21 protein-coding genes and 1 pseudogene are annotated in these 15,403 nt (G+C 68.4%); 14 read left to right on the top strand and 8 right to left on the bottom strand.

Annotation, left to right across the window (positions count from 1 at the left end; genetic code table 11):
• Positions 1-172: 172 nt before the first annotated feature.
• The 7 genes from D476_RS0131225 (at position 173) to D476_RS37800 (ending at position 5,243) form a co-directional block, all read left to right on the top strand.
• A complete protein-coding gene (locus D476_RS0131225) occupies positions 173-499 on the top strand; it encodes a recombinase family protein (RefSeq protein ID WP_017627796.1) in 327 nt (108 codons plus the stop codon).
• Entirely contained in the window at positions 499-765 is a 267-nt protein-coding gene (locus tag D476_RS0131220; RefSeq protein ID WP_017627795.1) for a hypothetical protein, read from the top strand. Before D476_RS0131225 ends, D476_RS0131220 begins: the two co-directional genes overlap by 1 nt.
• Positions 766-1,406: 641 nt before the next feature.
• Positions 1,407-2,195, top strand: a complete 789-nt coding sequence (locus D476_RS38115) for a DNA-3-methyladenine glycosylase family protein (protein ID WP_204367033.1) — start codon at positions 1,407-1,409, stop codon at positions 2,193-2,195.
• Positions 2,161-3,636 carry a B12-binding domain-containing radical SAM protein gene (locus D476_RS0131205; protein WP_017627792.1) on the top strand — a complete coding sequence of 492 codons (1,476 nt, stop codon included), beginning with the start codon at positions 2,161-2,163 and terminating at the stop codon, positions 3,634-3,636. Before D476_RS38115 ends, D476_RS0131205 begins: the two co-directional genes overlap by 35 nt.
• Positions 3,633-4,277, top strand: a complete 645-nt coding sequence (gene tmk, locus D476_RS0131200) for a dTMP kinase (RefSeq protein WP_017627791.1) — start codon at positions 3,633-3,635, stop codon at positions 4,275-4,277. The genes D476_RS0131205 and tmk overlap by 4 nt, the downstream gene beginning before the upstream one ends.
• 3 nt (positions 4,278-4,280) lie before the next feature.
• Positions 4,281-4,727, top strand: a complete 447-nt coding sequence (locus D476_RS35260) for an NUDIX hydrolase (protein WP_017627790.1) — start codon at positions 4,281-4,283, stop codon at positions 4,725-4,727.
• 69 nt (positions 4,728-4,796) lie between these two features.
• Entirely contained in the window at positions 4,797-5,243 is a 447-nt protein-coding gene (locus D476_RS37800) for a phosphotransferase family protein (protein WP_160167462.1), read from the top strand.
• A 209-nt stretch (positions 5,244-5,452) separates the two neighbouring features.
• Here the strand turns inward: D476_RS37800 and D476_RS0131185 are convergent, their stop codons facing one another.
• Genes D476_RS0131185 through D476_RS0131175 form a run of 3 tightly spaced genes read right to left on the bottom strand, consistent with a single transcriptional unit; the run spans position 5,453 to position 6,365 of the window.
• The gene (locus D476_RS0131185) at positions 5,453-5,719 is read right to left on the bottom strand and encodes a hypothetical protein (protein WP_017627788.1); all 267 of its coding nucleotides are present in this window, start codon (positions 5,717-5,719) and stop codon (positions 5,453-5,455) included.
• A 59-nt stretch (positions 5,720-5,778) separates the two neighbouring features.
• Positions 5,779-6,168: a hypothetical protein gene (locus D476_RS0131180; RefSeq protein WP_017627787.1), complete on the bottom strand. Its 390-nt coding sequence runs from the start codon at positions 6,166-6,168 to the stop codon at positions 5,779-5,781.
• A 5-nt stretch (positions 6,169-6,173) separates the two neighbouring features.
• The gene (locus D476_RS0131175) at positions 6,174-6,365 is read right to left on the bottom strand and encodes a BldC family transcriptional regulator (RefSeq protein WP_017627786.1); all 192 of its coding nucleotides are present in this window, start codon (positions 6,363-6,365) and stop codon (positions 6,174-6,176) included.
• 547 nt (positions 6,366-6,912) lie between these two features.
• Between D476_RS0131175 and D476_RS39995 the strand changes: the two are divergent.
• From D476_RS39995 to D476_RS0131165, 3 genes and pseudogenes are all read left to right on the top strand, one after another.
• Positions 6,913-7,275, top strand: a pseudogene (locus tag D476_RS39995) (helix-turn-helix domain-containing protein); the annotation flags it as partial.
• Positions 7,276-7,354: 79 nt separating this feature from the next.
• Positions 7,355-7,786, top strand: a complete 432-nt coding sequence (locus D476_RS39990; RefSeq protein WP_017627783.1) for a Scr1 family TA system antitoxin-like transcriptional regulator — start codon at positions 7,355-7,357, stop codon at positions 7,784-7,786.
• A 5-nt stretch (positions 7,787-7,791) separates the two neighbouring features.
• Positions 7,792-7,983, top strand: coding sequence for a DUF397 domain-containing protein (locus D476_RS0131165; protein ID WP_017627782.1), 192 nt, complete (start codon positions 7,792-7,794; stop codon positions 7,981-7,983).
• A gap of 110 nt (positions 7,984-8,093) precedes the next feature.
• On the opposite strand, the gene D476_RS0131160 is transcribed toward D476_RS0131165, so the two are convergent.
• On the bottom strand, positions 8,094-8,318 hold the full coding sequence (locus D476_RS0131160) for a hypothetical protein (RefSeq protein ID WP_152529481.1): 225 nt from the start codon (positions 8,316-8,318) through the stop codon (positions 8,094-8,096).
• Between the two features lie 97 nt (positions 8,319-8,415).
• Between D476_RS0131160 and D476_RS0131155 the strand changes: the two genes are divergently transcribed.
• The gene (locus tag D476_RS0131155) at positions 8,416-8,703 is read left to right on the top strand and encodes a DUF6221 family protein (RefSeq protein ID WP_017627780.1); all 288 of its coding nucleotides are present in this window, start codon (positions 8,416-8,418) and stop codon (positions 8,701-8,703) included.
• Positions 8,704-8,874: 171 nt separating this feature from the next.
• Here the strand turns inward: D476_RS0131155 and D476_RS0131150 are convergent, their stop codons facing one another.
• On the bottom strand, positions 8,875-9,765 hold the full coding sequence (locus tag D476_RS0131150; RefSeq protein ID WP_040728985.1) for a hypothetical protein: 891 nt from the start codon (positions 9,763-9,765) through the stop codon (positions 8,875-8,877).
• A gap of 141 nt (positions 9,766-9,906) precedes the next feature.
• Positions 9,907-10,092, bottom strand: coding sequence for a hypothetical protein (locus tag D476_RS0131145; protein WP_017627778.1), 186 nt, complete (start codon positions 10,090-10,092; stop codon positions 9,907-9,909).
• A gap of 92 nt (positions 10,093-10,184) precedes the next feature.
• Here D476_RS0131145 and D476_RS0131140 point away from each other — a divergent pair, with 92 nt between their 5' ends.
• Together D476_RS0131140 and D476_RS36940 are read left to right on the top strand one after the other, a co-directional pair.
• The gene (locus D476_RS0131140; RefSeq protein ID WP_160167461.1) at positions 10,185-10,814 is read left to right on the top strand and encodes a nuclease-related domain-containing protein; all 630 of its coding nucleotides are present in this window, start codon (positions 10,185-10,187) and stop codon (positions 10,812-10,814) included.
• Between the two features lie 572 nt (positions 10,815-11,386).
• Positions 11,387-11,881, top strand: a complete 495-nt coding sequence (locus D476_RS36940) for a hypothetical protein (protein ID WP_239648878.1) — start codon at positions 11,387-11,389, stop codon at positions 11,879-11,881.
• A 184-nt stretch (positions 11,882-12,065) separates the two neighbouring features.
• Here D476_RS36940 and D476_RS0131130 read toward each other — a convergent pair whose 3' ends face one another.
• Positions 12,066-13,583, bottom strand: coding sequence for a hypothetical protein (locus tag D476_RS0131130; RefSeq protein WP_017627775.1), 1,518 nt, complete (start codon positions 13,581-13,583; stop codon positions 12,066-12,068).
• A 138-nt stretch (positions 13,584-13,721) separates the two neighbouring features.
• Entirely contained in the window at positions 13,722-14,480 is a 759-nt protein-coding gene (locus tag D476_RS0131125) for a DUF2637 domain-containing protein (RefSeq protein WP_017627774.1), read from the bottom strand.
• A 217-nt stretch (positions 14,481-14,697) separates the two neighbouring features.
• Here D476_RS0131125 and D476_RS0131120 point away from each other — a divergent pair, with 217 nt between their 5' ends.
• A complete protein-coding gene (locus tag D476_RS0131120; protein WP_017627773.1) occupies positions 14,698-15,222 on the top strand; it encodes a flavoprotein in 525 nt (174 codons plus the stop codon).
• Positions 15,223-15,403: the final 181 nt, after the last annotated feature.

The raw sequence follows: 15,403 nt of genomic DNA, 5'->3' as shown, positions 1-15,403 counted from the left end.
CTGGCCTGACACAGCTTCCAGGACGCACCATGCGGGGACGGTAGCGCGGCCTGCAGCAAGGTCACAATCTCCCGGCCGGGCAGGGAGAGATGACCCGTCATGTTCCCCGCAGCGCCAGGTTCACCACCAAGGGCTACGGCGGCCATCGTTGAGGCACGTCAAGGAGGTTCCTGTGACTGCCGCATTCGGCTTCCTGGCTGCGCGCGCAGCCGTTCCGGACACCGCAGTGGCCGAATTGGTCGGCCGGTTGCGGGCCTTGGCCGCCCGCGAGGGGCACCACCTCGACCGTGTGTTCATCGACCGGCCGGGCACCAGCGGCTACGCCGAGCTGATGAAGGCGGTACGCGGCGCCCCTGGGGCAGTGGTGATCGTGCCGTCGCTCGATCACCTGGCGCGATTGGAGTCGCTTCAGGAGCTGATCCGTCTGGAGATCGAGGAGGCGGGCGGGCACCTGCTGGACGTGGGCGCGCAGCCGGCTGTGATGCGAGAGGAGGAGTGATGGACACGTCGGCCTCCCCCGGGTTCGAAGACGTACTCAGCGAGGCTGAGCGGCTCGAGCTCGAATTCCCCCACTGGCGCATCTGGCGCTCACGCGGCGGACGCACTCTGGTCGCGACCCGCACGGTTGACGACGACATCGAGCCGACCGTTATGGCCGACTCCCCCGACGAGCTTCGGAACAAGCTTCGCCACCCGGGGAAGCGCGTCGGACGCTTGCTGAGCGCCGAACAGATGGCGGCGATCGTGGCGGTGCTGTCGAGATGAGCGGGTGGGACATCGCGAGGGTGAAGTCCGCCAGCGACCGGTACAAGGTGCTTCACGTCGCGCACCGCCCCCACCCTGAACTGCCAGGACACGCCGAGACGATCATCGCCCCTACCAAGTCAATGCTCCGTGACGCCTTGAGGGTCCACGGCCGGCTCGATGAACTCCGCGGGGTCTACGGCTCCGATTGGGTGTTCGGTGCGGACACGGTGATGCCCGACGGGGTGATCCGTTGGGTCTGGGCCGCGCCACGAGCACCCGGACGGCCGGGCCTGCGTCCGGTCCCCTCCCCCGCCGCTCTGAAGGTGCTGCTCGCCGAAGCGGCAGGGCAGCTCGCTCTGACCGGAGGGGGGGGTGAGCCCCACGTGAGCCCCGCATTCCACACCGGCCTCCTATGGACCGGCGCAGGAACGCCCGATCCCTGACCGCAAGCCGCTTCACGGGTGCGTCATCCCCTAGACCCCCTGTGGCCGAACCGAACGGCTATCCCTAGGCGCCTTCGCTGAATGACGAGGGGAGGGCGCAGGCGCCCACTGGGGGGCGTCCGGTGTTCGTGGCTGTCGCCGGGCGCTCCCTCTCCCTCGTCCCTTTCCCAACCCGTGTTCGCGGTTCCCCACCACATGGCAGGGTGCAAACCCCCGATGAAATGGAGCGACACCATGCGCACCCTGTGCGAGCACCCCGCCTGGAACAACGGCCGCCGTCTCGCCCGCACCCCCGCCGGAACCGTGGTGGCGACCAACGGAGCCGACGGGATCACCCTGTCCACGCCCGGTCCCGCCCTCGACGTCTACGACCCCGCCGACCTCACCGCCGCCCCCGACCAGGTGCGCCGAGGACTTCAAGGCCGTGGCCCCGTCGCCCGGCTGCGCACCCCCGACCTGTGGGAAGCCGTCGCGACCGCGATCATCCGGCAGGTCATCCGCGCCGACCAGGCCCGCCTCATGTACCAGCGCTTCACCGACACCCACGGCGACCCGACCGAGGCAGGACGCGTGTTCCCCGGAGCCGAGACGGTCTTGGCCCTGGGGGATGAGGCATTCGCCGAACTGGGGATGGCGTTCAAGCGCGATCCGCTCCGCGCAGCCGCCCGGGCGGTGCTCGACCACGGCGAGAAGTGGGGCCAGCTCCCCGCGCTCGACCTGGTCGACGAACTCCAGTCGGTGCCCCGGATCGGCCCCTGGACCGCCGGCGCCACCGTCGCCGACTTCACCGGCGACTTCTCCCTCTACCCCTACGGCGACATGGCGGTGCGCAAGTACGCCCGGCAGACCTTCCCCGACCTCGACCTTCCCGACCAGGAAGCCGCGTTCGCGGCCCGCTGGTCGGCCTACTGCGCGACCCCTTCAGAGCTGTCCGTTCTGACCGCACTCACCCTCGCCCTGGGAGACGACCGTGCCCAACCCCTCGACCGGAACGAGCCTTCATGACCTGATCAGCGGCCACGACCCCGCCCACCCTCTCGACCTGCTCCTGGTCAACGCCCCGCTGCGCGACTACGCCGAGCGGCCGCGCGTCAACGACTTCACGTTGCCCGTCCTCGGGATGGGCTACATCGCCACCTACGCCGCCCACCGCGGATTCAACGCGGGTGTGCTCGACGGCGAGGCGTTCGGCCTGCCGATCGCCGCCGTCGCCCAGGCCGTGAACGCCGCCGCCCCGAGGTGGGCCGGGTTCAACCTGCTCGCCCCGACCTACGAGATCTCCGCGAACACCGCCGCCGCCCTCGACCCGGGGATCAAGATCCTGCTCGGCGGACACCAGGCCAAGGCCATGCCGACCGAGATCCTCACCGATCCGCGCATGACCCGGTGCGAGGCCCTGGTGATCGGGGAAGCAGAGACCCGCGTCGCCGAGCTGCTGGCCGACCACCACAACCGGGGCGACTTGCCCGGGGTGATGTGGCTCGACCCCGTCATGCGGCAGCCGGTGACCGGCGGCCGCCCCGGCCAGAACCACCACCTGGCCCCGCCCATCGACGAACTGCCGTTCGTCGACCGGCGGTACCTCACCCAGGACCCCCACCACGATGCCGGCCGCTGGGAAGCGAACATGGTCGGCGCCCGCGGCTGCCCGTACGACTGCTCGTTCTGCGGCGCTGCCGTCTCGGCCAATCCGGATGTGACGATCCGGGTGCGCTCGGCCGAGAACGTGGTGGCCGAGATGGAGCAGCTCCGCACCGCCTACGGGGTCACCGCGTTCCGGTTCGTGGACGACCTGTTCCTGGGCGCCCGCCGCGTCATCAAGCAGATGATGGACGGCTTCGCCACGCACAAGGTCGGCGACTGGGCGCTCTGGGACGCCACAGGGCGAATCAACGTCCTCGCTCGGGAGAGCGACGACGTCCTTGACCGGCTCGTCGCGAACGGGCTACGCGAAGTCGCCCTGGGGATCGAGTCCGGCTCCGAGCGGATGCTGGCCTACATCGACAAGCGCATCACCCAGGACATGATCCGCTCGACCGTGACCCGCCTCGTCGAGCGCGGGATCGCGGTGAAGGGGTACTTCATTCTCGGGTTCCCCGGCGAGAGCCGCGCCGAGATGCGCGAGACCGTCGACCTCGTGCGCGAGCTGTGGGACCTCACCGACCGCGCACCCGGCCGGTTCCGCAGCAGCGTGTTCGAGTTCCGCCCCTACCCCGGCACCCCCGAGTGGACCCGGTTGATGGCCACCGGCCACTACACCCCCGACCAGCTGCTCAGCTACACGGCGGTAGACCTCACCGAGCACGGCGTGGACGAAGCCATGCGCCAGCGGGACGAGTTCAACTTCTCCAGCGGTATCCAGTTCGGCGAGGCCACCGTGGACGAGATCCGCGCCGCCCTGGTCGAGCTGTCCCACGGCGAGCACAGTCGGAGGGCCGCCGCATGAGCCGAGGCCTGTTCGTCGCGATCGACGGCCCCGGCGCCGCCGGGAAGTCCACCCTGCTCCGCAACCTCACCGACCGGCTCACCGGCGCCGGGGTGCCCGTGCACGCCACCACCGAACCCTCGCGCGCCCCATTGGGCGAGTTTGCCCGCCGCCACACCAGCGAGTACAAGGGCATGGCGCTGGCGTGCCTGGTCGGCGCCGACCGGTACCACCACCTCGAAACCGAGATCCTGCCCGCCGTCGAGGCCGGACAGGTCGTGGTCTGCGACCGGTACACCCTGTCGTCCCTGGTCCTGCAAGCCGGGATCGACGGGGTGCCAGAGGCGGCCGTGCGGTGCATCAACGCCTACGCCGACCCGCCGGACCTGCAAATCGTCCTCACCGCGCCGCCCTCGGTGCTGCGCGAACGGCTCGACGTGCGCGGCTCCCACGGTCGGTTCGAGGACGACCCGTCCCTTCCCGAACGCGAGGTCGAGCTGTACCGCAATGCCGCCGCCGCATCAGAACAGGCCGGGGTGCGGACCGTGGTCGCCGACACCTCGCAGGGGCCGGAGGCGATCGAATCCCTGCTTTCCGGGCTCACCAGCACCATCAGGGGGCTATGGTCTCAGGCGACGCCGAGAATCCGCCTGATGAGGTGACCCGTGCCGGAGCGCTACCGCAGCATCATCGACGTCCACGTGATCCTGCCGCGAGGCGACGAGGTCCTCCTGCTGGAGCGGCAGGGAACGGGGTACTGCGACGGGATGCTGCACCTTCCCTCCGGGCACCTCGACGAGGGCGAGCCGATCCCGCACGGCGCGGCAAGGGAGGCCCGGGAAGAGGTCGGCGTGAGCATCGACCCCGCCGATCTGTGCCTGGTGGCCGTCGTGCACCACCGTCAGCGCGAGGACCTCGCCCGCGTCGGCTTGTTCTTCCTCGCCGAGAAGTGGTCCGGTGAACCGGTCGTCGCCGAGCCCGACAAGGCCGGCAAGCTCGTGTGGGCCGACCCGCGCGTACTGCCCTCGAACACGATCGGCTACCCGGCCGAGGGCATCCGGGCATGGCTGGAGGGGAACCGTCTGGCGCTCCACGGGTGGCCGACCTCCTGAACCCGCTACCTGGCATACCACCCCCGAGGGCCAACACGACGAAAGGCGCCCCACTCCCCCGCCGAGAGAGTGGGGCGCCGCTGCGTTCCCCGTCGAGGTCTTCCCCAACCACGACTAGAACACACGTACGAAGATAGCAGGTGTCAGACCTGGCCAGCCGGTGAACTGGACCCGCTCGACGGGACGGCGCTGACCCACACCGATCCGAACCCCGGCAACGTCCTCATCACCGAGGAGGGGAGAGCTGTGCTGGTGGACTGGGCCTGGCCGACCCGCGCGGCCGCCTGGATCGATGCGGCCTGCTGGGTGGTGTGGCTCATCGCCTCCGGTCACACCCCAGCCCCGGCCGAGCGGTGGGCCGCGGCCGTCCCGGCCTGGAAGCGCGCCGACGAGCGGGCCCTCGGGGTGTTCGCGGCGGTGCAGGCCCGGCTGTGGGCGGGCATCACGACCGGGGCCGCCCCATGGAGCAGACAGGTCGCCGAGGCGGCCGCGCGCTGGCAGGAGCACCGGCTCTGAGCAGGAGGCCGGGCCCCTCCGCCCGACAGGGGCGGAGGGGCCTGGTGGGCGCCCGCCGTGCTCGCGTTCGGCGCGCCCGGGGATGGCGTCGGGCCCCCTCTTGCCCGGCGCGCTGGTGGTTCGGTGGCGGTGGCCTGCCCGCGGGCGTTCCCCGGCACGGGGGTACGGGGGAGTTCAGCGCCCGCGGGTGCGCTTCCGCAGGGGGTGTTTCAGTGGCTGTCGGGGCGGGCGGCGTTCTTCCACGGGGTGGGAAGGACCCCGCCGGAGCGCAGGTGCTCGTCCAGAGCGGTGAAGGCGGCGTCGGCGATCTGCAGGGCCTCGTAGCGCTCACCGCCTTGCCCGGTTCCGTCTTCGCGCTCGTTCAGCGCTTCGGACAGGGCGTCGTAGAGGTCGTCGGCGTGCTCGGTGACCGGGTCGGGCTCGGCGGCGCGGGCACGCGGGAAGTAGAGGATTCTGGCTGAGGATTCGAATGCCATGACGGGCCTTCTCTCTGCTGTGCCGCCCGCCCGGCGCGGTGCGTTGCGGGCGGCCTTGTTCACATCACGCGGGCCTTCCTCCACCAGCCGCTTTGCAGGCCCAGGCTCTCCAGCTCGTGGCGCGGGGCGGCCACCAGCACGGGGCGGAGCGGGTCGTCTGCGCCCATGCCGTGTTCGGCGCGGAAGTCCTGTTCGTCTTCGATGTCGAGGTGCACGGTGAAGCGGTGCTCGGTGCCGGTGGGCTGGTGCGGCTCGGCTGCGCTCAGGTGGGCGCGGGCGATGGGCAGCGCCGCGGCCAGCCGGGTCAGGTAGGCGGCGGCATGCGGGCCGGTCAACGCGATCTCCACACCGGCTCCGAGAAGGAGCCTGGGGCCGGCGGGGCCGGTGTCGACGTGGATCATCTCCGGCTGCGGATCACTGATCGCCAGGCCGGGGTCGGAAAGGTTCATCGCCGCTATTCCTCGTGGAGTCCTAGAAGGGCGCGGATCTCGGCCTTCCGGTAGCGCCGGTGCCCGCCGAGGGTACGAATGGAGGTGAGCTTCCCAGCCTTCGCCCAGCGGGTCACGGTCTTGGGATCCACCCGGAACGTGGCCGCGACCTCTGCTGGGGTCAGCAGGGGCTCGCCTATGTGCTGGTCACCGTTCACGCCGCCGCTCCTCGGGACATCTGGACGACCAAGCGTTGCTCCACCGCGCCTCCTTGGTTGTCGGCAGGCTCACCCGCGGCGAAGGAATGCACTCGCCTGAGCGAGCCGGGATCAGCGAGCGCTGCCTCCAGCATCCCCGGGTCGGAGACGGCGATCGCGACCACCTCTTCACCAGGGGAGCGTGCGGTGTGGAGAGCACGGAGGGCAGGCCCGCATGTGAGGGCCCGTCGCGTGTGGTGGTCCATCGCCATCCAGCACAGGTCTGGGCGGTTCAGGACGAGGTGCTGCGTGTAGGGGCGGGAGCGCTGGGCTCGGCCGCGCCGACGGCCGGAGCGCTCGTTCTGGCCTGAGGGGGGTCGTCGGCTTCCTGCCGGGGCTGGGATGGTCCCGACGTCTCTCACTGAAGTCACAGGTATCAGCTCCGGTTGCGACCAGGCGTCGCTACGCTGAGAAAGCTCGAGGTGACTCCTATAGTCAATCGAAGTTTTCGATTTTTCAAGGGAGTCAGAGAAAAAATCCCTCGTTGGTTGGTCTAGAGTGTGGTCCCATGCAGCGCCCCTACAGCCCCTCGGTCCGCCGCCGACGCCTGGCCGCCGAGCTCCGCAAGGCCCGCGAGAACGCCGACCTCACCGGCGCCCAGGCGGCCAAGCGGCTGGGGTGGCCGCACTCGAAGCTGACGAAGATCGAAGCGGCCAAGCAGGGGATCAAGGCATCCGACCTCACCGCCGCCATGGACCTCTACCAGGTCACCGACTCCACGACCCGCGAAGCCATGTCGCGCCTGGCCAAGGAGTCCAAAGAGCGGGGCTGGTGGTGGAAGTACCGCGACATCTTCGGCGAGCGCGCACTCCCCGACTGGGAGGCAGAGGCCTCGGGCATCAGGAACTGGCAGGCGCAGCTGGTCCCCGGACTGCTGCAGACGCCCGACTACACCGAAGCGGTCTTCCGCGCCGGCAACGCACAGGACGGACGCCATCGTCGAACGCCACGTGCAGGGCCGCATGGAGCGCCAGCAGATCCTGAACCGGATCCACCCGCCCCGCTATGCGGCCATCCTGGACGAAGGCGCCCTGCGGCGCTGGATCGGCGGCCGGGACGTGCTGCTCGAGCAGCTCCAGCACCTGTGCAACATGGCCACCCGCCACAACGTCGACCTGCGCGTGCTCCCGTTCGCCAACGGTGAGCACCAGGCCTCCAACGGCTCCTTCACCATCCTCGACTTCCCCGACCCCCTGGACACCCCCGTGGCCTTCACCGAGACCGTCACGGCTAGCCTGTTCGTAGAGGAGCCGACTGAACTCGCCACCTACAACGACGTGTGGGCCAACCTCCAGGGCGCGGCACTCACGGCGGCGAAGTCGGTGGAGTTCATCCAGCAGGTGATGCGCGAGTTGTCGAGCGAGCGGCAGTCTGACGAGTGAGACCGATGAGCGAGCTGAAGTTCCGCAAGTCCTCCTACAGCGGCAACCGCCAGGACTGCGTCGAGGTCGCACAGCACCCGGAAGCCGGTGCCGCCGTGCGGGACACCAAACACCGAGAGCAGGGCCACCTCAGCTTCCCGCATGGAGAGTGGACTTCCTTCCTTCGCTCGGTCCAGCGCACGCACGACGCCATCTGAAGCGCGTCGTCCCCTCGGCCCGCCTGGACACCGACGCACGCTCCACGAAGGCGCCGTCACAACACCCCCAAGTCCGTGGGGCTCGCGCCTCCGGTACACGTCATCTCGAGCTACTGTCCATCGAAATCGGGCACCACGCCCGCTTGAACCTCCCTCGCCCAACTTCGAAGGAGCCCCTTGTCAGGCTCGACCCCGTGCCGGTCAAAGTCACGCACGAACCGGTAATAGACCCGGTTCTGGTTCTCCCCCAGATGGTCTTCGGCGGTATCCCGGAGATCCGCCACAAGCCGCTTGTACAGCCGCCGTCCAAGCTCACCAGCGTCGAAGCGCGTCATCATCGCCTCCAGTCCGCAGCTACCTACTCACTTCCAACTCTCCCGTTCCAACGGCCCTCTGTCACCGCTGACACCAGGGAGGCGAGAGCATGAGGCTATGACGATCGAAGACTTCCTTAGGGCTCGCTTGGAAGACGACGCGGTCAGGGCTGATGCGGCCAGGATCAACGGCGTTCCGTTCGAGCCGTACCCCTATGAGCAGGTGGTCGCCGATATCCGGGCCAAGTCGCGTATCCTCGCCAACCTGAACTGGCTGATGCAGCAAAGGAGCACGCTCCCGTCGGCTCCGATCGACCAGTCGCTCGGGTCCCTGAAAGAGGCCATCCACCACATGGCCGAGATCTACAGCGACCACCCCGACTATGATCCGCTCTGGAAGTTGTGAGCCGAACCGGTTCTAATAGCCCCGAAAGGCCCGGTCGCGCTGGCTGGGCCTTTCGTATAGACGAGCTCGGCGCACGGCTCGCGACCGGGCCCTCTTGCCAGCGGTGACACCACAGCGACGGTGCGGGCCCGGGTGCGTGATCACGATGGCCCTCCCAAGTCGGCCGTGAGGCTACCAAGGCACGAGGGCGCCGCCCCCTGCTGCGATCGCGTGCGCGACGACAGCCACGACGACCTCCAGCGATACCCTCCTCTGGTCCTCGGTGAGAACGAAGGCGAGTGCAGCCAGGAGGAGGCTAACGCGGGAATTCCACAGCGATTCTGCCTCCCTGCTCGGGAGCCGGAGCCTGGGAAGCAGGTTCATGACCTCTTCAGCCACGATCTTGACCAGGGACGGATCGGGGCCGTGCCGCCCGAGAATGTCCTCCCCGCTCATTCCGTGTTCCCGTGTAGCAGTCGCCCCTCCTCCCCAGGGCGCCCCGTTGACCGGTTCCAGAACCGACTTCATGCTCCTCTGGAGCCAGGGCAGCTCTCTCTCCGCCGCGGGGCCGATTCCCCAGAGCTTGCCGAAGGCGTCGGCGCGGGCGGCGCCCACGCCAATCCCGATCATGCCCTGGAGAGCCCGGGGGGACGCATACGCCGGGAAGAGATTGCTGTCGGCGGACAGCCCGAACGTGGAGGTGAAAGCGCTGAGGGCGTCGACATTGGCCGGGCTCATCATGGCGAGCGTGCCTTCCAGCGCCGTGGACATCTTGGGAGGCGCCACAGCCGCCTGGACACCGGCGAACCTGCGGGCGGCCTCCTGCGTACCCGCACTGACCCAGTTCTCGATGTGAAGCCGCTCAGCAGCGCTGGTCTGGGCGACGATATCCAGGGATCGGCCGAGGCTGGTGGAGATCCCGAGGAAGTCGGAGACTGAAGTGTTCGCCAGCGAGGCGCTGACCACCCCAACAAACGGCGGGTAGCCGGTTACGGCAGACGCGAGCCCGGCGTTGGCGCCGACAAGGTCGGCGAGGTATGTGGGGCTTGCCTTGCGGCCTTTGGAGTACTCCGGTCGAGTCATGAAGATGCGCCCCCCTGCGGACCGCCTTGGACAAGTGTTCGATGTTGGTCCGCAATCCCATGATGCCTCAGGGGGTGATGTGGCGCACGTAGTCCTGTGGACGCTGGTTGTGGATCAGCTTCCCCTGACACGACCACGCGATCATCTGCGTCGCGCACTTCCAGGCATAACGGTCGACGGGGCGGTTGCGGCGAGCACGAAGGAGCGGGCCCGGCTGTGGTGGGCGGCGATCAAGTGCTCGGCCAGGTCGGTGTCGAGGGTGTGGCCTTCGTGGTCGATCAGGTGGCGGGCGATCGCCGCGGAGAGGGCCTCGTGGTTCCCGCACATGTTTCTGAACTCCCCACCTGTCCCTCGCTCCGGACATACAGTGAAGGGCAACGCCCAAACGACGAACGGCATCCAGGTGATCGTCGATGACCGTGACGGTGTATGGCACTCCGGGCGCGAGCCTCGTCCAGAGCGCAGAGGACACGTACAGAGACAACGTTCGACGAGGCGCCTTCCATGAGCAGCGGGTCGCCCAGGCCCTGGAGGCCTGGCTGCGCAGCCGCGCCGACCACTTCCACCTGTTCCACGACCTCGTCGGTTTCCACCGGGTCGGTGGGGCCGGCCTCGAGGAGATGGACCTCGGCGACTCCAATATCGACCACGTCGTGCTCACTGGCGACGCGTGGCTGGTGATCGACGCCAAGGGCTGCGGAGCCGGGACCCTGGGCGTCGATGAGCAGGGCAACGGGATCCTGGTCAAGCAGGACCGTACGGTCCAGGCCGAACACTGGCTCGACGACGGGCGCAACTACTCACGCGCGGGGATCCCCTACCGACTCACCGACGGTGTCCGAGGGAACGCCGCCTGGATCGTTCCGGACTCCACGTCCTTGCATCCGAGCGTGGAGAAGGCCGCCTGCCGCCAGAAGGGCGGCGAGATCCTACCGCTCCGGGCGGTGAACGACGGCTTCTTCGACCAGTACTTCCCCGCCCCGCAGCCTCCGGCCTCTCCCAACCGTATCGCCCGGTTCGAGCGATACCTGAGCACGGGTGGGGGCTGACCGCCACCCGGCCCGTCTCACACTTTCAAGGCTCATGGTGGAGGAGCATGAGGCGCAGTGGCCGGAGGCCACATCCTTCCGGAGGGCCCTAAGCGAGCTCTCGCCTCCTCTTCGACGGATCAGCCGAGACCTCATCGAGGTGACCGGGGGCCGACCTCGAAGCTCCGTTCTGACATGGGAACGAGGCACCCGAGCACTGAATCCCGCCGACGCGAGAGCTCGTCGGCTGAAGACTCCGACCGCGAATCGGCCAGCACCCCATCGCAGTCCCCCAAGGTTCATGGCCGGGGCCTCGCCCCTGTGCAGGCGGACCTGCACGAGCAGGGCCTGCCGACCACGCTCGGGCACCGCCGACGCGTCCCGCACTCATCGCACCAGCGGGGAGACGCCGAGGCCCTCACCCGGCATCGGCTTTCCCATCACGTCGTTGCCTTCCGGCAAAGCAGCCAGGCTGCTTCCGCTGCTCCGGGGCGTGGACCTGTCGTGCAAGCGAACAGGCCCGCCATCGACCGAATCGGCGTTATATAACCTGATTGGACACTTGAGCGCCTACTGCACAAGGAGCTGGTGCCGTGAACACGCATGAGCAGCGGACATGCGGTCGGCCGACGCGTTCGGGTAATCCGTGTCGAGTACGGATCTCCGGATTCGACGTGGCATGCGGCACGCACGCCACGGATGAGGACCGTGCGGTCGCGGCGGCCTATCAACGAGGTTGGCGACAGGGATACGAGCAGGGGCGCGAATCGGGAGCCAGCTCGGCGCAACTCAAGATCGAATCAATGGAGCGTCGGATTCGGGAACTGGAACAACGTCTCGACGACGCCACACGCATCCACGAGATCGCCGGCGACCAGGTTGTGGACGTCGAGGGATACGCCTATCGATGGCGTGGGAGCGGCCGCCTTGAGGTGGGCGATCGAGTGCTGCTCCCCGAGAACTATGTCAGCCGCATGAAGCACGGGCCAGGACCATTCGTCGGGGTGGTCAGCGCCCTGGGCACGACATATCGTGGCGCGCTTTCCGTCATCATCGGCAGAGCACCAGAGACGGATTCGGAGGCGTAGGGACGATTCGCCTGGCGAAGAGCATTGGTACATACGGGTCGGCCTCCGGAGGATCCCCGATGGCAGAGGGAGCGTCACGCGACCCGGCGAAGGCGGTGTGGTGCCGCTCCTGGCAGCGGCGCCGACACCCATTGCGAGCACATGCACGAGCGGTGCTGCCCCGCTGTCCGTCGAGCGGAAGCGCTCAACTGCGCCGCCACGGCGGGATTCCCCGATTGCGAAGGTACCATCTAGCGCTGTCCTCCGGCTCCTCTGGCGGTGGCTCCTTCGGGAACGGCCGGTGCCGGTACGCCCGGTGCGGCCCGTAGGGACTCCAGTCCCCGAGGAAGGGGCGCAGCTCCTCCGGAGTCGGGTCTGCGTTGAAGTCCTGACTCCGCAGCCCTGAGGCGGATCGGACGGGGTCCTGGCTCTGAGCGGCTTCTTCGCCCCACCGCGCCCACTGCCTCAATCGCTCGGCGTGCTCGGGATCGGCACAGGCTCTGGCCTCTTCCTCCAACTCCTGACAGAGGAGCCGGATCTCGCCGACCACGGCCCACGTTTCCAGCGCATCACGCAAGAGCGCATTCCGTTTCTCCACGACAGCTCGGCTTCGGGCTTCGGCCATCGCCCTCTCCCACGCGGCGCGCTCTTCGCGTTCCCGGCGCTCCTTCTCTTCTTTCCACTCTCTGAGCTGGCGCTCCCGGGCGCGCTTCTCCTCGTCCGCGGCCTGCGAACGGTGCTTCAGCTCCGGGATGAGAGCACGCACCTGCTTATCCAGCCGACGGCGCCCCTTGTCACTCCAGTCGTCGCATTCGGCATGCGCCTCCGGCGAGATCACGAGTCGCAGCCGACCGGTCCACTCGTACTTGTACGTCGGCGGATGCCATCGATAGCGATCACCTGAGCGCCTGAACCCCGAAGGCGTCGGCTCCCCCACCGGCTCGCGGTCCTCCTTGACGGCCAGGTCATACCGGTGGCCGTCGACCGTAATGGACAGGCCGGTGTGTCTGGGGTTCCTGGTGAGCACAAGCCGGTAGCCTCCCTTGTTCGCCGCGGTGCCGATAGCCTCGACGACAGCTAGTGCGCGAGGCAGCCTCTGCTCGGACACATGGACCAGCGAGGGTTGACAACGGAGCTGCTCCTCGATGGCCGCTGATCCGCTGTATGTGGTGCCGACTCGACTCTTGATCCGGTTCCACTCTGTCTCGCCGCCGTTGGCTGGATCGATGAGCTGGATGATCATGTCCCCGGAACTGCGCCCGGTGTACCGAAGGGACTTCCCGGGCGGGACGAGCCCGTCCCGCTTGGCACGACCGAGTGCCCTGCGGTAACGGGTCCGTGTCTCGGGGGCCGGGTTCTCGATGTGCAGGCCGCTTTCGGCCGAGTTCAGCTGCTCGATCAGCTTCGCGGCGTCGCTCCGAACACGGTCCTGGAGGGTCTTAGGACTCGCCTGCTTCGCACCACCAGGAGGTGTTCGTTTCGTGGACTCCTTTCCGGTCGGTTTGTCCGGATGGTGCCCGTGTTCCAGGTAAAAGCGCCCTGCCTCTGTGATGTGCGCTTGCCACCTGCCGTGGCGCTTGCCCGCCGTGACCAGGCCCCGATCGCGCAGCGCGTAGACCGAGAGGCGGTAACCGGTTTGCTCCGGACCACCGAGGTCGTCGCCGTCAGCGATCCGCGACAGCACCGACAACTGCAGTTCGTTGATCGGATCCCAGCGTCGCATGCCGTTCCTTGCCCGGAGGGTGCGGGTGTACTCCGGCTGAGTGAGAGGTCAGGCCCGATGAGTATTCAGAGTTCGAAGCTACATCAGCCCGCCGTTCCTCGAGAGCCGAATGGGAGGAAGGGACCCGCCTACCGAAGATCAACCCGCAGACGAGGAGATACGGGGCGCCGAAGTACTCGCCCCTTGGTCGAAACGCCCCTCCTGTCCCCACTGCTTGACCAGGCGTCCCCAGCGTTCCTTGCGGTTGAAGCGGAGGGCGATCTCCCTACCTGCGGGAAGGGAGCCGTCTTCTCCTCGGTTCTCCTGGGCCCACCTCCATGCCTCCACCTGGAGGCGAGGGGCGCCCGGTCGGTCCGGTGACAGGGCGCGGGCCGGCTCAGTGTCGCGGTCCACGGCTTCGACCACATGCAGGCGGGGCCGGTCGACGTTGCCCTGCCCTGGTCGGTCATGCTGCTCAGCGGTGACCGGATTCGCAGTTGCGCCGGGCTCATCGGGTGCGTTCTCAGCGCTCGCGCCCTGCTCACGCCTGAGTTCTCGCATCAGCAGCTCGAACGCGCCTGCCAAGGCGAAGGACGGCCAGGCGTGGATCACCGCCGACCATGCCGTCGGCTCGGCGACCGAGACGTTGGCCGTCAGGGAGGCCAGGCTGCCGAGGATGAGAAGGGTCCAGGGCAACAGGCCGCCGCGGCGGCCGCGTCTCGCGTCGGCCAGCAGGGTCATTGAGGAAGCGATGATCATGCCGTCCACGGACAGTGGAAACAGCGCCGCCCTCCACTCCGGTTTGCCGTGGCGCTGGGCCAGTTCGAACATGTGGGAGTAGGACACCACCGCCGCGATGCCCGCCAGCATCTTCACGGCGATGATCGTGATCCAGCGAGATACCCGAGCAGTCGCCATCGCCGGTCACCGCCTGTCCAGCTCGAAGGTCGCGGACAGAGGCAAAGGCATGTACGTAGGGGGTGAGTCCCCCCTCGGACACTCACTACGACGGGGTGCGAGTCGGCGGCCGACTCGCACCTTGTTTCATTCCGGCGCACGGGGCAGCCCGAGGAGAGTCGTCCAGCGCCCTACACGGGTAGCGCAGGCTCCGATGGCGAGTTCATACACTGCCCCCATGGCGAACGCCCCCACCCTCTACCTCGTGGTCTCCGGCGCCCCGGCCCCAGAGGGCACAGCCGACCTGGTCGATCTCCTGCTCAACGACGGCTACCAGGTGCTGGTGCTGTCCACCCCGAACGGGACACGCTTCCACGACACCGACCGGCTCGCCGAGCTCACCGGAGAGAAGGTCCGCGTGGAGTACCGCATGCCCGGCACCGGCAAGAGCCTCCCGCCCGCGGACGCCGTGCTCGCCTGCCCGCTGACCTTCAACTCCACCAACAAGTTCGCCGACGGCCACGCCGACAACTTCGCCATCGGCCTGCTGTGCGAGATGGTCGGCTACGACGTGCCCACCATCGTCGTGCCCCACTGCAAGCCCCAGCTCGCCTCCCACCCCGCCTTCCAGCGCTCCCTGGCCACCCTGCGCTCCATCCCCGCCGTCTCCTTGATCCACGACCCCCACGCGCCCTACGAAGACCGCATGCCCACCTGGGAACACGTCCTCCAAGCCGTCCGATCGGCAACCCCCGCCTCCTGAGGCGTGCCCCGAGGACGCACCCCCAGGGACAGAGCATCCGCCGGGCCCGACGCCGCCGCGGCATCTCCCAGGCCGCCTGTGCTGCGCACACCCCTGGATGAACGGCCGAATCCGGCCATCGACCGGCATACCGGTCAACCCCGGTCTCCCCCTGACCGTCGAGACAGTGAACGCTATACCA

This window comes from Nocardiopsis chromatogenes YIM 90109, from assembly GCF_000341185.1.
Taxonomy (GTDB): domain Bacteria; phylum Actinomycetota; class Actinomycetes; order Streptosporangiales; family Streptosporangiaceae; genus Nocardiopsis_A; species Nocardiopsis_A chromatogenes.
The sequence above is the reverse complement of the archived record's forward strand: the minus strand, read 5'-3'. Positions and strand labels throughout refer to the sequence as shown.

Bases quoted from the DNA above. Each gene is read 5' to 3' on its own strand.
- D476_RS0131160 (WP_152529481.1), bottom strand. From the start codon at position 8,318: ATGACGCGCTTCGACGCTGGTGAGCTTGGACGGCGGCTGTACAAGCGG.
- tmk (WP_017627791.1), top strand. From the start codon at position 3,633: ATGAGCCGAGGCCTGTTCGTCGCGATCGACGGCCCCGGCGCCGCCGGG.
- D476_RS38115 (WP_204367033.1), top strand. From the start codon at position 1,407: ATGAAATGGAGCGACACCATGCGCACCCTGTGCGAGCACCCCGCCTGG.
- D476_RS0131180 (WP_017627787.1), bottom strand. From the start codon at position 6,168: ATGAACCTTTCCGACCCCGGCCTGGCGATCAGTGATCCGCAGCCGGAG.
- D476_RS0131120 (WP_017627773.1), top strand. From the start codon at position 14,698: ATGGCGAACGCCCCCACCCTCTACCTCGTGGTCTCCGGCGCCCCGGCC.
- D476_RS0131125 (WP_017627774.1), bottom strand. From the start codon at position 14,480: ATGGCGACTGCTCGGGTATCTCGCTGGATCACGATCATCGCCGTGAAG.
- D476_RS0131130 (WP_017627775.1), bottom strand. From the start codon at position 13,583: ATGCGACGCTGGGATCCGATCAACGAACTGCAGTTGTCGGTGCTGTCG.
- D476_RS0131220 (WP_017627795.1), top strand. From the start codon at position 499: ATGGACACGTCGGCCTCCCCCGGGTTCGAAGACGTACTCAGCGAGGCT.
- D476_RS0131150 (WP_040728985.1), bottom strand. From the start codon at position 9,765: ATGACTCGACCGGAGTACTCCAAAGGCCGCAAGGCAAGCCCCACATAC.
- D476_RS0131185 (WP_017627788.1), bottom strand. From the start codon at position 5,719: ATGGCATTCGAATCCTCAGCCAGAATCCTCTACTTCCCGCGTGCCCGC.
- D476_RS0131145 (WP_017627778.1), bottom strand. From the start codon at position 10,092: ATGTGCGGGAACCACGAGGCCCTCTCCGCGGCGATCGCCCGCCACCTG.
- D476_RS0131165 (WP_017627782.1), top strand. From the start codon at position 7,792: ATGAGCGAGCTGAAGTTCCGCAAGTCCTCCTACAGCGGCAACCGCCAG.
- D476_RS0131155 (WP_017627780.1), top strand. From the start codon at position 8,416: ATGACGATCGAAGACTTCCTTAGGGCTCGCTTGGAAGACGACGCGGTC.